This window comes from Nannocystis pusilla, from assembly GCF_020073745.1.
Lineage (GTDB): Bacteria > Myxococcota_A > Polyangia > Nannocystales > Nannocystaceae > Nannocystis > Nannocystis radixulma.
Genome location: NZ_JAIRAU010000027.1, coordinates 330,155 through 344,379, shown reverse-complemented (window position 1 = coordinate 344,379; position 14,225 = coordinate 330,155). Strand labels below are relative to the sequence as shown.

The following is a 14,225-nucleotide window of genomic DNA, read 5'->3' as shown; positions in this document are numbered from 1 at the left end:
GCTCACGCCGGCGGTCGCAGGCCGCGGGCCTGGATCCACCGCTCCAGCGTCGCGCGCTCGTCCTCCATCCGCTCGTCGGCCCGGATGTGACGCCACGCCTCGTCGAGGAGCGCGCGGGCGCGGGCGCGGTCGCGGCCGGCGTCGTGGAGGGCGCGGGCCAAGAGCCCGCGGGTCCACGCGACCAGGCCGGGGTCGGCGTTCGGATCTTGCAGCGCCACCGCCTGCTCGAGCAGCTCGACCGAGCGCTCGGGCCGGCCGAGGCGGTACTCGATGTCGCCGAGCACGCGCAGCTCGTCGGCCCCGCTGTAGGCGTCGCCGCGGGCCTTGCGGGAGATCACCACGCTCTGCGTGATCGATCGCTTCGCGTCCTCGTAGCGGCCGAGCTCGACCTCGAGCTCGCCGAGCCCGAACAGGGCGTCGCCGATCATGTAGTGCTCGGGGCCGACGCTGGCCCGCAGCGACGCCAGCGCCCGCCGGTACATCGCCTCCGCCTCGCCGTGCCGGCCGGCCCGCGACAGCGCCCCCGCCAGCCCCGCCAGCACGTCGCCCGTGTGCGGGTGATCGGCCCCGAGCTCGCGCTCGCTCAGGCTCGCGGCCTGGCGCAGGCGATCGATCTCGTCCTCCTCGCGGCCCTGCCACGCGTGCACGAGCCCGAGGTTGTGCAGCACGGTGGCGATCCTGAAATGGTTCGGGCCGAGCTCGCGCTGGTAGATCGCCAGCGCCTGCTCGTACGCCGCCTCGGCCTCGTCGTAGCGGTGGACGCCGTAGAGCGCCGCGCCGTAGGTCTCGAGCGTGACGGCGACGTCCGGATGTTCGTCGCCGTACACCCGCCGCTGCCCGGCCAGCACCCGCTCGAGCAGCGGCAAGGCGGTCCCGGCGTCGGTGCGCTGGATGGCCACGCCGGCGAGGAAGAACACGATCTCGAGGGTGCGCAGATCGTCGGCGCCGAAGCGGCGCTCGAGGATCGCCAGCGCCTCCTTCAAGTCGGCCTCGGCCGCGGTGAAATCGCCGCGATCGAGGGCGACGCGCCCGCGCATCGACAGGAACGACGCCTCGCGCCGGCGCGGGCGACCGAGCCGCTCGAGCGCCGCGGTCACGCGACCCTCGATCGCCGGCAGTTCGTCGTGGCGGGCCTGCTCGATCGCCTTGATCCACATCAGGGCGATCAGCGCCTCGGCCATGACGACGTCGTGGCCGCTCGCCTCGGCCGACCAGACCGCGGCCTCGAGCGCGCGCACGGCCGCGTCGAACTCGCCGAGCTCGTCGGCGAGGACGCCCTCGAAGTACAGCGCCTCGGCCACGAGCGGGCGGTAGCCCACGGCGCGCGCCTCCGGGGTCAGCGCCTGGGCGCGCGCCAGCCCCTCGCGGTAGCGGCCGGCGTCCCAGAACGACTTGATCTCGGCGAGCCGGCTGCGCAGCGCCTCGACCTGCCGGCGCGTCTGCGGGTCGGCGGGAGGCCGCACCGGGGCCGTCAGCGCGTCGACGTCGGCGCAACCATCGAGCTCCGACAGGCGATGCGCCGCGCGCACGGCCTGCTCGGCGGTCGCTCGATCGGCCGTCCGCAGGCGATCGCCGAGCGCCTGCAGCTCGCGCAGGCGGGCGTCGAGGCACGAGGTGCGCAGGCCGAGCAGCGCCTCGGTCTGCTCGCCGTGCAGCCACGTCGCCGCGCACGCCTCGGTGCGCATCGCCACCCAGCGCGCGGCGTAGTCGTCGAGGCTGCCCGCCAGCTCGGCCACCGCGGCCGGCAGCGCCCCGGCCTGCGTCAGCGCGTGCGTCACCTGCTCGCGGCGCTCGCCGTCCCACACGCCCGCGAGGTGGCGCGCGGCGCCGCGGCACAGCCCGGGCTCGGCCGCGTAGGCGTACACGAGGCCCGCGAGCAGCCCCGCCGCGCCGACGACGAGCGCCGCCGCCGCGAGCCGACGACCGGGCTCGCGCGCGAGCGCGGCCAGCAGCGCGTCCATCGTCGGGAACCGATCGGCCGGCGCGACCGCCAGCCCGCGCAGCAGCGCCCGTCGCAGGTGTCGCGGCACCCGGGCCCCGCGGGGCACCTGCGCCAGCCGGCCGTCGCGGACCGCGAGCGCCAGCGACTCGACGGTGTCGCCCGCGAACGGCCGCTGGCCGTACAGCGCCGTGTACAGCGCGACGCAGAAGCTGAACTGATCCGAGCGCGCCTCGGCCGGTCGGCCCGCGTGCTGCTCCGGCGCCATGTAGCTCGGCGTCCCCAGCACCGCCCCCGTCGCCGTCAGATCGGCCAGAGGCGTCCCCTCGGCCGCGGGCTCGGTGATCGCGAGTGGTTCGTCGCCGCTGGCGCGCGCGAGGCCGAAGTCGACCACGCGCACCTGGCCGTCGTCGGTCACGAGCACGTTCTCGGGCTTGAAGTCGCGGTGGACCAGCCCGGCCGCGTGGGCGGCCGCCAGCCCGCGGCCGGCGAGCAGGAAGCGCGCGAGGATCTCCCACCGCGATCGCGGCCCCGCGCGCAACCAGGCCGCCAGCGTCTGGCCGCGGATCAGCTCCATGGCGATGAAGATCCGGTCGCCGATCCGGCCCACGTCGTGGATCGCCGCGACGTTCGGGTGCGACAGCCGGGCCATCGCCTGGGCCTCGCGGCGCAGGCGATCCTCGAGCTCGCGGCGCGGCCCGTCGGGGTGCGGGCGCAGCAGCTTGAGCGCCACCGGCCGGCCCAGCTCGGGGTCGTGCGCCGCGTAGACCACCCCCATCCCGCCGGCGCCGAGCAGCGACATCACGACGTAGCGGCCCACGCGCGCCCCCGGCAGCAGCGGCAGGCTCGCCTCGCTCGCCGCCTCCCCCTCGCGCTGCGGCGTCGGCGTCGGCGTGCGCGCCGGCGCGCCGCCGTCGCGCGTCGGCGCCTCGGTGACGTCGCTCGCCAGCTCCGAGAGCAGCTGCCGGCACGCCTCGCAGCGCGACGCGTGGGCCTCCACCCGCGCGCGCGTGGCCTCTGCGGCCCGGCCCTCGACGAGCTCGAGCAGCGTCTCCGTGCCCAGACAGGCGCTCACCGGTGGCGACGGCATCGTTGCTCGCCCGACCCGGGCACGATATCACCGGCGACATGGTCACCGGGCGCGAGGAGACCGGCGCGGGTGCGCGCGAACGCGACGCGCCCGGCCCCGACGCGCTCGCCGCAGAGCTCGCCGCGGCCCGACCCGACCTGAAATTCACGCCCGGTCTCGGCCGCGCGCTGGCCGACGCCGTCGCCGCGGCCGAGCGCGCCTGGCCGGGGCTGTCGTTGCCGGCGCCCCGGTTCGTCGCCGCCCTGGCGCCCCGGCTCGCCGCGGACCGGCCCGCGGAGGCCGCGCTCGCCGAGCTCTGCGTCGGCGACCTGTACCTCGCGTGCGCCTGCGTCGACGGCGACCCCAGGGCCCTCGCCGGCTTCGATCGCCTGCTCGTCCCGATCGTCGAGCGCGCGGCCGCCCGGCGCGGCGCCACGGCCTCGCAGCAGACCGACCTGCAGCAGATCGTGCGCGAGCGCCTGCTCATGCCGCGCCCCTCGGCCGCCGACGAGTCGCACGCGCGACTCGCCGAGTACTCCGGCCGCGGCAGCCTGCGCGCGTGGATCCGCGTGGTCGCCACGCGCGAGACGCTGCGCCTCCTCGGCCGCCCGCAGCGCGAGGTCTCCGGCGACGACGACGCGATCGCGGCCCTGATGCCCGCCGACGCCGGCCCCGAGCTCGAGCACTTCAAGCGGCACTACCGCGAGGCGTTCAAGCAGGCCTTCCGCGAGGCCGTCGCCGCGCTGACCGACCGCGAGCGCGTCCTCCTGCGCCAGCACGCCCTCGACGGCCTCAGCATCGACCGCCTCGCCGAGTTCTACGGCGTCCACCGCTCGACCACCGCGCGCTGGATCGACGGCGCCCGCCGGTCGGTGCTGGAGCACACCCGCCGCGCCCTCGGCCGCCGCCTCCACGTCCCCGCCTCCGAGCTCGACAGCATCATGCGGCTGATCGACAGCCGCCTCGACATCACCCTGCCGACGCTGCTGCGCGAGCCCGGCACGCCCGCCGCCCCCGGCAAGCCCCGGTGAGCGGCTCATCGGACATGCTCCATAGAACATGTCCTCGGCGACAAGTCGATTCGCACATGCCCCCATGAACATGTCCTTCGCCTCACTTGAGGCCGCCGCAAGTCGCTCGTCTCCGGCCGCCGCTCCGGCGCATGTCGCCACGGACAGTTCCGCCCCCTCCGCGCCGGCGAGCCCCGCCTTCCGGGACATGTCCCAACGGACAGGCATCCTCCCTTCCCCCGTCACCGCCGCCGCTTCGGCGGCTTGACCGGCGGGCCCGGCGGCCCCGGCGGCGGGCTCATCACCCGCGCCTCGCCGCGCAGCCGCAGCCCCGGCGGCAGCGACGCGAACACCCGCGAGACGTCCTCCGCGCGCACCTCGCTGCGACCCGCGCGGCCGCTCACCGATCCGTCGCGTCCCGCGGCCCCCCCCGGTCCGTCCGCCCCGGGCGGCCGCGTCTCGCACTTGCTGCAGACCGACGGCGCAGGCCCGCCCACGCCGCCGTAGCCGCCGTCCCCGCCCGCGCCCGGAGGCCCGCCCGCGACGTCGATCCCCACGATCCGCGCCAGCTCGGGATAGCGGTCGTCGACGATCAGCAACACCTCGCCGCCGGCGCCCCCCGGTCCGCCCTCGCCGCCGTTGCCACCCGCGCCGCCGGCTCCCCCCGGATCGCTGCCGGCCCCGCCCTGGCCCCCGACGCCGCCGCGCCCGCCCTCGCCGCCGCGAGCCACGACGGTGACGCCCTTCGCCAGATCGAACAACGTCATCTGCTCGCGGTCGCCGGTGATCCGGATGAGCCCCGCCTTCTCGTACTTCGGCGTGCGCACGATCGTGACGTGGGCCGTGAGCCGCGGCCCCGGGGCACCGGGCCCGCCGGCGCCGCCCTGGCCGCCCGCGCCGCCGCGGTCCTCGCCCCACGGCCCGTCCTGGCCCTGGGCCCCGGTCGACCCCGCGGCCCCGACGGCCGTGATGCACGAGTACTCCGGGTCGAAGTGACGCACCACCTCCTTGGTGCTGTCGAGACGGTACGTCGCCTTGACGTCGAAGCCGAGCAGCGTCGCGAACGAGTCGTCGGTGGCGCGGAACACCCCGCGCTCGACCGAGCCGCCGCGGGCCGCCAGCGCGAACTCCGTCAGGTCCATCTTCCCGCGCGCCTCCTTGGCCTCGGCCGTGGGCGCCACCGTCTCGAGCGTCAACGCCTCGCCCGGCTTCTTCTTGTCGATCGCCTGCGCCAGCACCTTGAACGGGCCGCTCTGGCCCGGGCACCACAGCTCGCCCGCGTCCGCGAACGCGAGGTCGATGCTGTGCACCTCGTACTTCTCCATGTTGACGGTGAAGGCCGACGCGTCGGCCCCGCCCGCGCTCGTCAGCTCGGTGAAGAAGGCGCAGCCGCTCGTCGCCGTCAGCGCGAGCGCGGCCAACCTCCGGATCGTCGCGCGCATGATCACGGCTGCACCCCGCTCTCGTCCGACTCGAGCACGCACACGCGGCGGACCTCGTCGCAGATCATCGCCGGGTAGTCGATCGCGACCGGCAGCGCCGCCATCAGACAGTCCCGGTCGTAGTCGAGCGGATCGCACGCGCAGCCGAGCTGCCGGCCGGGCACGCAACCTGTCCCTTTGGACACGCACACGCCCGGCAGCGCGAGCTGCTCCTCCTCGGCCGTGCGCCCGCACTCCTGCGTGTGCCAGCAGTCCTCTTCGACCGCGCACGGCTCGCCGTCGAGCTCGTCGGCCAGCGAGCAGCCCGCCAGCGCCGCGGACACCAGCGCCGTGTGAATGAAGCGTGTACGTCGCATCAGAACCTCACCTCCCAGTGCAGCGCCGCCCCGCCGCGGGTCGGCGCCGCGCCGAACGCCATGCTCGTGCGCCGCTGCTCGCGCAGCTTCTTGAGCCGGGAGCGCGCGACCGCGGTGATGATCACCCCGACCACCAGGACCGAGACCCCGCTGGCGAGCACGAACGTGGCCATGCGCGCGTTGGCGATGATCTGCTGCCGCTTCGGATCGTCGACCGGCAGCACGTAGTCGTTGTCCTGCTTGAGCTGCTTCAGTCGCCCGGGCGAGCCGAGGTAGCCCAGGACCCCGCCCGCGATCGCCGTGACCCCGCCCGCGATCGCCAGGCTCGCGCCGGCGATCGTCGTCGCGCCCGCGCGGCGGATCTTCTTGTTCATCGCGTGCGGGTCGCCCCCGGTCCGCCCCCCGGTCCCCCCGCCCTCGTGCGTCCACTCCAGCACCGGCGCCTCCGCGGCCAGCTCGGCGTCCCCGCCCGGCTGCGCCGCCACCTCGCCCGGCAGCAGCAGCGGCAGCACCGCCGCGGCCGCCAGCGCGCGCCGCGCCCTCGATCTCTGTCTCGACATGGCACCCCTTCCGCCCGGAGGACCCGCGCCCGCGGCCGATGTCGCAGAGAAAATTTCAAAAATCGTCGCCGCGCGCTCTCGCGCCGGACGCGCTCGCACGCGACGACCGCGCGGTCGCCGGCGACCGATCTCCGAGGACATGCCCTTTTAGACATGCCCTAAAATACATGTCACAACCCGGCGGCCTCGGCCTTCGCCGCGCTAAGGTCGAGCAGCTCCTGCAGCGCGAAGTTGTAGTCGAGCACGTGCAGGCCGAGGAGCCCGGGCGCGAACAGCGGCGCCTCGACGTCGACCGGGTCTTGCCGCACGTCGCCCGGATCGGGCTCGATCGCCACGGCCAGGGAGTGCTGCCCGGCGGATGACGAGGTCCGCCCGGGCACGACGACGCTCGCTCAGCGAGCAGCCGTCGCCGCGCCGGCGTCCGCCGGCTTGCGCAGCCGCAGCACGTAGTTCTCCGCCAGCTCCGGCACCTTCTCCTCGCGCACCAGCTCGAAGCCGTCGGCGAGCAGCTCGGCGAGGAACACCTCCTTGCCGGCGCGGACGTGGTCGAGCATGTGCTTGCTGGTCTTGCCCGGGATCCGCTCGAGCTCCACCAGCACCAGCTCGCCGCCGGGGCGGAGGGCCGCGCGGATCGATCGCATCATGCTGCGCGGGTACTCGAAGTGATGGTACGCGTCGCACATGAACACGAGGTCGACCGAGCCCGGCGCCAGCGGCGTGTGATCCTCCGGCGTCTGCATCGTCTCGACGTTGGCGAGCTCGCTCTCGCGGGCCTCCGCCGCGATGTTGGCGAGCAAGCCGGCGTTGATGTCGAGCGCGTACACCTTGCCGCTCGCGCCGACGGCCTGCGCCAGCATCAGCGTCAAGAAGCCCGAGCCCGCCCCGACGTCGGCGACGACCATGCCAGGCCTGGCCGCGACCGCCGCGACGACGCGCGCCCGGTGGACCCAGATCTCGCGCGACTCCGACTGGAGCCGCCGCACCAGCCGCTTCGTGTCGCCGTCGCGCCACGTGTCGTTGATGCCCGGCTTGACGCTGGCCTCGCGCACCGGCGCCACCGTCTCGCTGGCCGGGGGGCTCGTGCCCGCGTGCGTCGCCGGTGCCGCGCACGCGAGCAGGAGGGACAGCGGGAGGCAGGCAGCGACGCGCACGCGCGCAGTCTACAACGTCGCGCCGGGTCATGCCTCGGCGGCGCGCTCGCCCGTGACGAGCCGGAGCCGTTCGTCGCTCACGCCGGCCCCGCCGCGGCCTGGCACAGCGGACAGCGCTGCGCCGCGTGCGGCTCGTCGCGTCGGTGCAGGTCGAGCACCGCGCGCGAGATGTCGGCGAGCTCGCGCCGGACCTCGCGGCGCGCCCCCTTCACCCGCGCGATGTGCATCTCGTCATAGCCGGTGGTTTGGTGGCGCATCCAGGCGATCACCGCCGCCCTGGCCCGCTCCTCGACGGGGATCCGCTCGGTGCGTGCGACCGTGCCGCTGCCCACCGGCGTCGCGTGGGCCGTGACCCGCGCGGCCACCGTGCGCGCCAGCGCCTGCCAGCGCGGCGCGAAGCGCAGGTACTGCAGCACCGCCTCCTCGAACGTCACCACGTACGCCGCCTGGGTCCGCTCGCGGCGCGCGGCGTCGGCGACCCGCTTCTTCGCGTAGGTCTCGGTCGTGCGCTCCGCCGCGAGCGCCTCTCGCAGCTGCTCGATCGTCGCCGCCGGGGCCCACAACCCGCGTGAGAACAGCTTGCGGCCCTTCTTCTCGACCACCGCCCACGACGGTCCTGCGAGCTTGACCCTGCGCGTCAGCGCCGCGTCGCCGGGCGGCAGACAGGCCCACCCGGGCGGCGGCGACAGACGACGCCCGTCGGGCGCGACGAATACCTGCGGATCGGCGGTGGGCGCCAGCGTCAGCGTCTCGGCCATCTTGCGCGGGACTGTGCCAACACACGCGCCCGCTGTCGAGGCAGGAACGCGCACGGCGCCGCCGGCACCTCCGACGAGCGCACGACGCAATTCACAAGACGACGAAGTGGTTCACGAGGGATCGCCCGCCACGTGCCGCGCCCTCACGCGGCCTCCTTCGAGATCGGGCCGCGTCGCACTCGCGGCCTGCCGAGCCACCCCGCGACCTCTCGAGGTCACTCCTCACCCGCCGGCAAGCACGAGCGGCCCGGCGCAGACGCGCCCGTCCTCGCGAGTCTCGCGTGCCTGCTCGCCCCGCAAAAAATTTTCTTCACCGCCGCGGGAAGATGCCGGGCGCCCGCCGTTGTCCCGGCGAACCAGGACTGAAGCTCCCGCCGCCTCGCCGGCCGGGCCGACGCCGACCCGCGTCGCGCTCGTCGGCGGCCGGGAACGGGCCTCCGCGCCGCGGATCCGCCCTGTTCGTCGACCGACCCGCGCGTCCGCGCGGCGTTCGGCGGCGCCGGGACGAACATGTCCTATCGAGCATGTCCGCAACGACCTGTGTGAAAGACCACGCACCATGAATCCCCGCATCTATCTCCCAGCCGCCCTCCTGCTCGCCTTCCCCGCCTGCGACGATCCCGACGATCTCGAAGCCGGCCAGATCGACGACGTCATCCTCGACGACGCCATCGAGCCCGCCGGTGATTCGACCGGGGGCCTCGACCTCACCGCGGCGCTTCGGCCGCAGACGATCATCGGCGGCGGCCCGGCCTCCGAGGGCGAGTATCCCTTCATGGTCTCCGTCGCTATCACCGGCAGCGGGCACCACTGCGGCGGCAGCCTGGTCGCGCCGAGCTGGGTGCTGACCGCGGCGCACTGTGTCCAGGGCCGCACGCCCGCGAGCTTGACCGCCAAGATCGGCCGGACCGACCTCCACAACGCCGCCACCGGCGAGGTCCGCAACGTCACCCGGATCGTCGTGCACCCGCGCTACAACACGGAGGCCGGCACCTACGACAACGACCTCGCGCTGCTCGAGCTGTCGTCGCCGTCGACGCGCACGCCGATCGAGCTCGCCGGGCCGCACACCGCCAGCGACCGCGTGTGGTGGCTCCCGGGCATGACCGCCACCGTGATCGGCTGGGGCTCGCTGTGGGAAGGCGGGCCGACCACCAACATCCTGCAGGAGGTCGATGTGCCGGTGCTCGCCGACAGCTACGCCGCCCAGCCGGGCGTCTACGGCAGCAGCTTCAACCCCGCCGTCCACGTCGCCGCCGGCCCCGTGGCGGGCATGAAGGACTCCTGCCAGGGCGACAGCGGCGGCCCGCTCATGGCCTGGACCGCCTACGGCTGGCAGCAGTTCGGCGTCGTCAGCTGGGGTGAGGGCTGCGCCCGCCCCGGCAAGCCCGGCGTCTACACGCGGATCGGCAGCCAGCGCCTGCACCAGTGGCTGCGCAGCGTCATCCACGAGACCCCGGCCGTCGGCGACGTCAACGGTGACGGCCGCGACGACATCGTCACCTTCACCCACGGCGACTCGGGCGCGGGCCCGCTCGACGTCTACGTCGCCCTCTCGAACGGCACCAGCTTCGGCGCCGGTCAGCTGTGGGCCGACTGGTGGGCTCACCGCGGCCATGTGCCGATGGTCGGCGACTTCAACGGCGACGGCCGCGACGACATCTGGGCCTTCACCGAGGTCGAGGTCTACGTCGCCCTCTCGCGCGGCTACGACTTCAACGGCGGCGTCCACGTCAGCCCTCACGGCAGCGCCGACAGCGACGACATCGGCCGCGTCGCCGACGTCAACGGCGACGGCCGCGACGACGCCGTCCTGTTCGCCGCCGACGGCACCGGCGACGTCCACGTCATGCTCTCGACCGGCACCGGCTTCGGCCCCAGGACCAAATGGCACGAGTACTTCGCCCCCGAGGGCGAGACGCCGATGCTCGCCGACGTCAACGGCGACTCCCGGGCCGACATCATCACCTTCACCCAGGGCATGAACGGCGCCCTGGCCATCGTCGCCCTCTCGAACGGCAGCAGCTTCGGCGCCGCGGCGGTGTGGCACGACTGGTTCGCCCCCGCCGGCGAGGTCCCCGCGGTCGGCCGCTTCAACAACGACGCCAGGGCCGACATCGCCACCTTCGTCCGCAACGGCAACGTCTACGTCGGCACCTCCAACGGCGTCAACAGCTTCGCCTCGGCACTGTGGACCTCGAGCTTCGGCGACTGGAACGACACCCTCATGGTCGGCGACGTCAACGGCGACAACCGCGACGACCTGATCGCCTTCACCCAGGATCAGAACGCCGACGTGTGGGTCGCCCTCTCGAACGGCGCGAGCGGCTTCGGCAGCCCCTACGTCGCGCACAACTACTTCGCCCCGTGAACCATCGCACCCGCGAGCCCGCGTCCCGAAGGCGCGGGCTCGCGTCGCTGCACGCGACCCGACCCTGCGATTCAGCCCGCTGCGGCACTTGCGCCACAACTTCTGACGGCCCCGCGGCGCCCGGCAGTACGGCCGACCTTCCGGCCCCGTCCCTCGCGGTGGTCGCCCGCTGGCGCCATCTCGACATTGTGGGCAAGCTGACCGCGACCTCACCATGAGCACCCCGCAACCAGCCCAGATCAAGGTCTTCACCTTCAAGGACGGCCTGCTCGCCCGGCTCGCCCACGACCTGCGGCTGTCGCTCGGTCGCTTCGAGATCCGCCGCGAGGGCACCGCGCTGAGCGGCCGCTTCTGGCCCGACGCGCTGCGCGTCGACGGCGTCGTCGGCAAGGACGGGCGGGTCGACGTCGACGGCCTGTCCGCCGCCGACAAGGCCAAGATCCAGCGCAACATCACCGACGAGATCCTCCTGACCGCGCGCCACCCCGAGGTCACCTTCGCCGGCGCGCTGACCCCCGGCGGCCTCCTGGATGGCCGATTGACCATGCTCGGAAAGTCAGCTCCGGTGCGCGCCCCCGTGCGCGTCGAGGGCGACCGCCTGCGCGCCGACTTCACGCTCGTCCCCTCGCAGTGGGGCATCGCGCCGTACAAGGCGCTGGCCGGCGCGATCAAGCTGCAGGACCGCGTCGTCGTCAGCCTCGACCTCCCCGCCGATCCCACCAGCGGCGGCGAGACCACGCCCGACCCGTGCACGTGGACCGGCGCGTAACGCCGCGCCGCTGACCGGGCGCCGGGGACATGTCCGCGGCGGCATGTTCAATCGCACATAAAAAAACGGACATGCCCGAGAGGGCATGTCCGTTCGCACCCGCGCGGCCGGCCCGCGCCGCGCTTCACTTCGCGTGGGCCTTGCGGGCCGCCTCGCCGATCTTGCGCTGCTCGGCGGCGTCGATGACCCCGTCGCGCAGCGCCTCGTCGACCACACGACGGACCGCGTCGGCGCTGCGCTGCTGCGCCTCGCCGCGGCGCCGGGCCTTCGCCGCATCCCGCTCGGCCCGCTCGGCCTGGCGCCGGGCGTCGCGTTCGGCCCGCTCGTGGGCCCGCTCGGCCCGCTCGTGCGCCCGCTCGGCGCCCTCGCGGGCCCGCTCGGCGCCGCGGAGGGCAGCCTCGACCCCGCGCTGGACATCGGCCGAGATCTTGCCGAAGTCGACCTTCGCCAGCTCGCGCTCGATCTGCTCGTCGAGGTCGTCGAGGTTGAGCGCCGCGAGCTGCGCCTCGATCTGGGCCTCGAGCGCCTCGGCCTGCGCCTCGATGGCCGCCGTGTCGATCACGTGCACCCGCGGCCCCGCCATCACGTGCGCGCCGTCGTCGTCGTCGCAGTCGTCGTGATCGTGGACGACCACCCGGTAGCTCGGCGGCGTCGGCGGCGTCGGCGGAGTGGGCGGCGTCGGCGGCGTCGGCGGCGTCGGCACGTACAGCGCCGTGGTCGGCGTCGGCGACGTCGCCGGCACGTACAGCGCCGTGTTGTAGAGGCCGGTCTTGTTGCGCAGCTTGGCCGCCTTGCGGGCGTGCCGCTCGGCGCGGCGGAGCAGCCGCTTCTGCCGGCGGGTCAGCTCCTTCTGCTGCTGCACCACCACCACGTCATGCCCGTGCACCGCGTAGTTCGGCGGCTCGTGGACGACGATGACCTCGTGTCCGTGCCCGTGCCCGTGCCCGTGCCCGTGCATCGCCACCAGCGGCAGCTCGGGCACGTGGACCAGCGGCTGCGGCGACGGCCCGTTGTCGGGCGACGTCGGCCACTCGGATGCCGCCGGCTCGGACGCCTCCGCGATCGCCAGCCCCGGCGCGCCGAGGGCCACCAGCATCAGCAGCGCCGCGCCGAGCAGGCCGCGCCAGCGTCGGGCCCAGCGCCCGCGGTCGCGCAGCTGTACGTCGAGCAGCCGCTGGACCCGGCGCACCAGCTGCGAGCCGTGGCCCGCCATCGGGCTGGCGAACGCCGACATGTCCCGATGGCCAGGCCAGGCCGCCACCTCGGCCAGGCAGCGCGCCAGGTGCAGCTCCGACCCGGTGTGGCGGACCGCGTAGTCGTCGCACAGCTCCTCGGCCGCCTCTTGCATCCCGCGGCGGGCCACCCGGTTGAGCGGCTGGAAGAACATCGCCGCCTCGATCACCGCCGCCAGCACCTGCCACGCCGGATCGCGGCGCAGCACGTGGGCCAGCTCGTGGGCCAGCATCGCCTCCTGCTGCCGCGGCGGCAGCTCGCGCGCCCGCTCCGGCACCACGATCTCGCGCCCGGCCAGGGCGATCGGCGAACCTATCTTCTCGGACATGGTCAAGAGGACACTGTCGCCGGACAGCCGCGCGTGGGCCAAGAGCCGCGTCAGGCGCTCGCGCAGCGGGCCCGAGCCGAGGACCCGGCGGCCGCGCAGGCCGCGGCGCAGGCGGCCGAACGTGATCCCCAGGCGCCCGACCGAGGCGCCCGCGCCGAGCAGGAACAGCCCCGCGAACACCCACACCGCCGTGCTGACGCCCCCGCTCGCGCCCGCCGTCGCCACCTGCACGGGCGTCGGCGTCGGCGTCGGCGTCGGCGTCGGGACCATCGGCGCCGGCGCGCCGAACCACACCGGCGCATCGACGAACACCGGCGGCGAGGCGAACACCGCCGTCACGTCGTCGTCGCGGACCACCACCAGGTGCGACTCGCAGCCGACGCACGCGCGGGTGAACGGCACCAGCAGCTCGGGCTGCTCCTCGACCACCGGCGGCAGCGGAGCGGCCACCGTCGGCGGCGCGGCCACGGCCGGCGCGCTCGCGGCGACCGTCACCCGGCCGAACAGCGGCTCGACGCCGAGCCCCGTCTGCAGCGTCGCCGTGAACAGCCCGCCGACCAGCGACATCTTCCACAGCAGGCTGCGCGTCAGCGCGTCGAGCGGCAAGAACCGGCTGAATGCCCACACCCCGCCGATCAGCAGCGAGCTGTGCACGAAGTAAGTACCGAGCCAGCTCACCATCGTGTGAGCCGCGGGCCCGGCGACACCGGCGAGGCCGGCAGGATCGATCGCAGGATCAAGCATCGTCGTCTTCCTCAGCTTCGCCGGATCGTTCGGCCAATAGTTGCTGCAGGCGCGCGACGTCGTCCGGATCGACGCCCTTGCCCTCGACGAGGTGACTGACCAGCGCCCCCACGTCGCCGCCGAAGAAGTAGTCGGTGACGCGACTCAACATCGAGCGCCGCACCTCCACCTCGCTGACGAGCGAGCGGTAGATGAACTGCCGCCCCTCCGCCCGGTGCGTGATGGTCCCCTTCTTCTCCAGCCGCGACAGCATCGTCGACACCGTCGTCGGCGCGAGCCCACGATCCTGTTCGACCAGGTCCGTGTGCACCTCGAGCGCCGTCGCCTCCCCGCGGTCCCACAAGATCCGCAGCAGGCCGAGCTGCAGATCGCTGAGCTGGTGTGTCTCGCCCATGAACGACAACCGTAGTACTACAGGTGTAGTAAGTCGTCAAGCCGCAAATTTCGGCCTCTGGACGGCCTCCGCGTGCATCGCGCGGAACCGCTCCGACCTGC

General features: G+C 74.2%; 12 protein-coding genes. 3 read left to right on the top strand and 9 right to left on the bottom strand.

Annotated elements, in window-relative coordinates:
* Positions 1-2: 2 nt before the first annotated feature.
* Positions 3-3,014 carry a tetratricopeptide repeat protein gene (locus K7C98_RS20250; RefSeq protein ID WP_224193343.1) on the bottom strand — a complete coding sequence of 1,004 codons (3,012 nt, stop codon included), beginning with the start codon at positions 3,012-3,014 and terminating at the stop codon, positions 3-5.
* 53 nt (positions 3,015-3,067) lie between these two features.
* Here K7C98_RS20250 and K7C98_RS20245 point away from each other — a divergent pair, with 53 nt between their 5' ends.
* The gene (locus K7C98_RS20245) at positions 3,068-4,039 is read left to right on the top strand and encodes a transcriptional regulator (protein ID WP_224193342.1); all 972 of its coding nucleotides are present in this window, start codon (positions 3,068-3,070) and stop codon (positions 4,037-4,039) included.
* Between the two features lie 221 nt (positions 4,040-4,260).
* Here the strand turns inward: K7C98_RS20245 and K7C98_RS20240 are convergent, their stop codons facing one another.
* The 6 genes from K7C98_RS20240 to K7C98_RS20215 form a co-directional block, all read right to left on the bottom strand.
* Positions 4,261-5,460 carry a hypothetical protein gene (locus K7C98_RS20240; RefSeq protein ID WP_224193341.1) on the bottom strand — a complete coding sequence of 400 codons (1,200 nt, stop codon included), beginning with the start codon at positions 5,458-5,460 and terminating at the stop codon, positions 4,261-4,263.
* Positions 5,461-5,462: 2 nt separating this feature from the next.
* Positions 5,463-5,816, bottom strand: coding sequence for a hypothetical protein (locus K7C98_RS20235; protein WP_224193340.1), 354 nt, complete (start codon positions 5,814-5,816; stop codon positions 5,463-5,465).
* Positions 5,816-6,376: a hypothetical protein gene (locus tag K7C98_RS20230; RefSeq protein WP_224193339.1), complete on the bottom strand. Its 561-nt coding sequence runs from the start codon at positions 6,374-6,376 to the stop codon at positions 5,816-5,818. Before K7C98_RS20230 ends, K7C98_RS20235 begins: the two co-directional genes overlap by 1 nt.
* A 170-nt stretch (positions 6,377-6,546) precedes the next feature.
* Positions 6,547-6,711, bottom strand: a complete 165-nt coding sequence (locus tag K7C98_RS20225; RefSeq protein WP_224193338.1) for a hypothetical protein — start codon at positions 6,709-6,711, stop codon at positions 6,547-6,549.
* A gap of 57 nt (positions 6,712-6,768) precedes the next feature.
* Positions 6,769-7,527, bottom strand: a complete 759-nt coding sequence (locus K7C98_RS20220) for a class I SAM-dependent methyltransferase (protein ID WP_224193337.1) — start codon at positions 7,525-7,527, stop codon at positions 6,769-6,771.
* Between the two features lie 77 nt (positions 7,528-7,604).
* Entirely contained in the window at positions 7,605-8,285 is a 681-nt protein-coding gene (locus K7C98_RS20215; protein ID WP_224193336.1) for a DUF2293 domain-containing protein, read from the bottom strand.
* A 559-nt stretch (positions 8,286-8,844) separates the two neighbouring features.
* Here K7C98_RS20215 and K7C98_RS20210 point away from each other — a divergent pair.
* Together K7C98_RS20210 and K7C98_RS20205 are read left to right on the top strand one after the other, a co-directional pair.
* Positions 8,845-10,656: a trypsin-like serine protease gene (locus tag K7C98_RS20210; protein ID WP_224193335.1), complete on the top strand. Its 1,812-nt coding sequence runs from the start codon at positions 8,845-8,847 to the stop codon at positions 10,654-10,656.
* A 214-nt stretch (positions 10,657-10,870) separates the two neighbouring features.
* Complete coding sequence (locus K7C98_RS20205) at positions 10,871-11,425, top strand: YceI family protein (RefSeq protein WP_224193334.1); 555 nt, start codon at positions 10,871-10,873, stop codon at positions 11,423-11,425.
* Positions 11,426-11,549: 124 nt separating this feature from the next.
* On the opposite strand, the gene K7C98_RS20200 is transcribed toward K7C98_RS20205, so the two are convergent.
* Entirely contained in the window at positions 11,550-13,730 is a 2,181-nt protein-coding gene (locus K7C98_RS20200) for a M56 family metallopeptidase (RefSeq protein ID WP_224193333.1), read from the bottom strand.
* Positions 13,723-14,124 (bottom strand): BlaI/MecI/CopY family transcriptional regulator, encoded by a 402-nt coding sequence (locus K7C98_RS20195; protein ID WP_224193332.1) that lies wholly within the window; start codon positions 14,122-14,124, stop codon positions 13,723-13,725. Before K7C98_RS20195 ends, K7C98_RS20200 begins: the two co-directional genes overlap by 8 nt.
* Between the last annotated feature and the right edge of the window lie 101 nt (positions 14,125-14,225).

Bases quoted from the DNA above. Each gene is read 5' to 3' on its own strand.
- K7C98_RS20240 (WP_224193341.1), bottom strand. From the start codon at position 5,460: ATGCGCGCGACGATCCGGAGGTTGGCCGCGCTCGCGCTGACGGCGACG.
- K7C98_RS20230 (WP_224193339.1), bottom strand. From the start codon at position 6,376: ATGTCGAGACAGAGATCGAGGGCGCGGCGCGCGCTGGCGGCCGCGGCG.
- K7C98_RS20245 (WP_224193342.1), top strand. From the start codon at position 3,068: ATGGTCACCGGGCGCGAGGAGACCGGCGCGGGTGCGCGCGAACGCGAC.
- K7C98_RS20200 (WP_224193333.1), bottom strand. From the start codon at position 13,730: ATGCTTGATCCTGCGATCGATCCTGCCGGCCTCGCCGGTGTCGCCGGG.
- K7C98_RS20205 (WP_224193334.1), top strand. From the start codon at position 10,871: ATGAGCACCCCGCAACCAGCCCAGATCAAGGTCTTCACCTTCAAGGAC.
- K7C98_RS20195 (WP_224193332.1), bottom strand. From the start codon at position 14,124: ATGGGCGAGACACACCAGCTCAGCGATCTGCAGCTCGGCCTGCTGCGG.
- K7C98_RS20215 (WP_224193336.1), bottom strand. From the start codon at position 8,285: ATGGCCGAGACGCTGACGCTGGCGCCCACCGCCGATCCGCAGGTATTC.
- K7C98_RS20235 (WP_224193340.1), bottom strand. From the start codon at position 5,816: ATGCGACGTACACGCTTCATTCACACGGCGCTGGTGTCCGCGGCGCTG.
- K7C98_RS20210 (WP_224193335.1), top strand. From the start codon at position 8,845: ATGAATCCCCGCATCTATCTCCCAGCCGCCCTCCTGCTCGCCTTCCCC.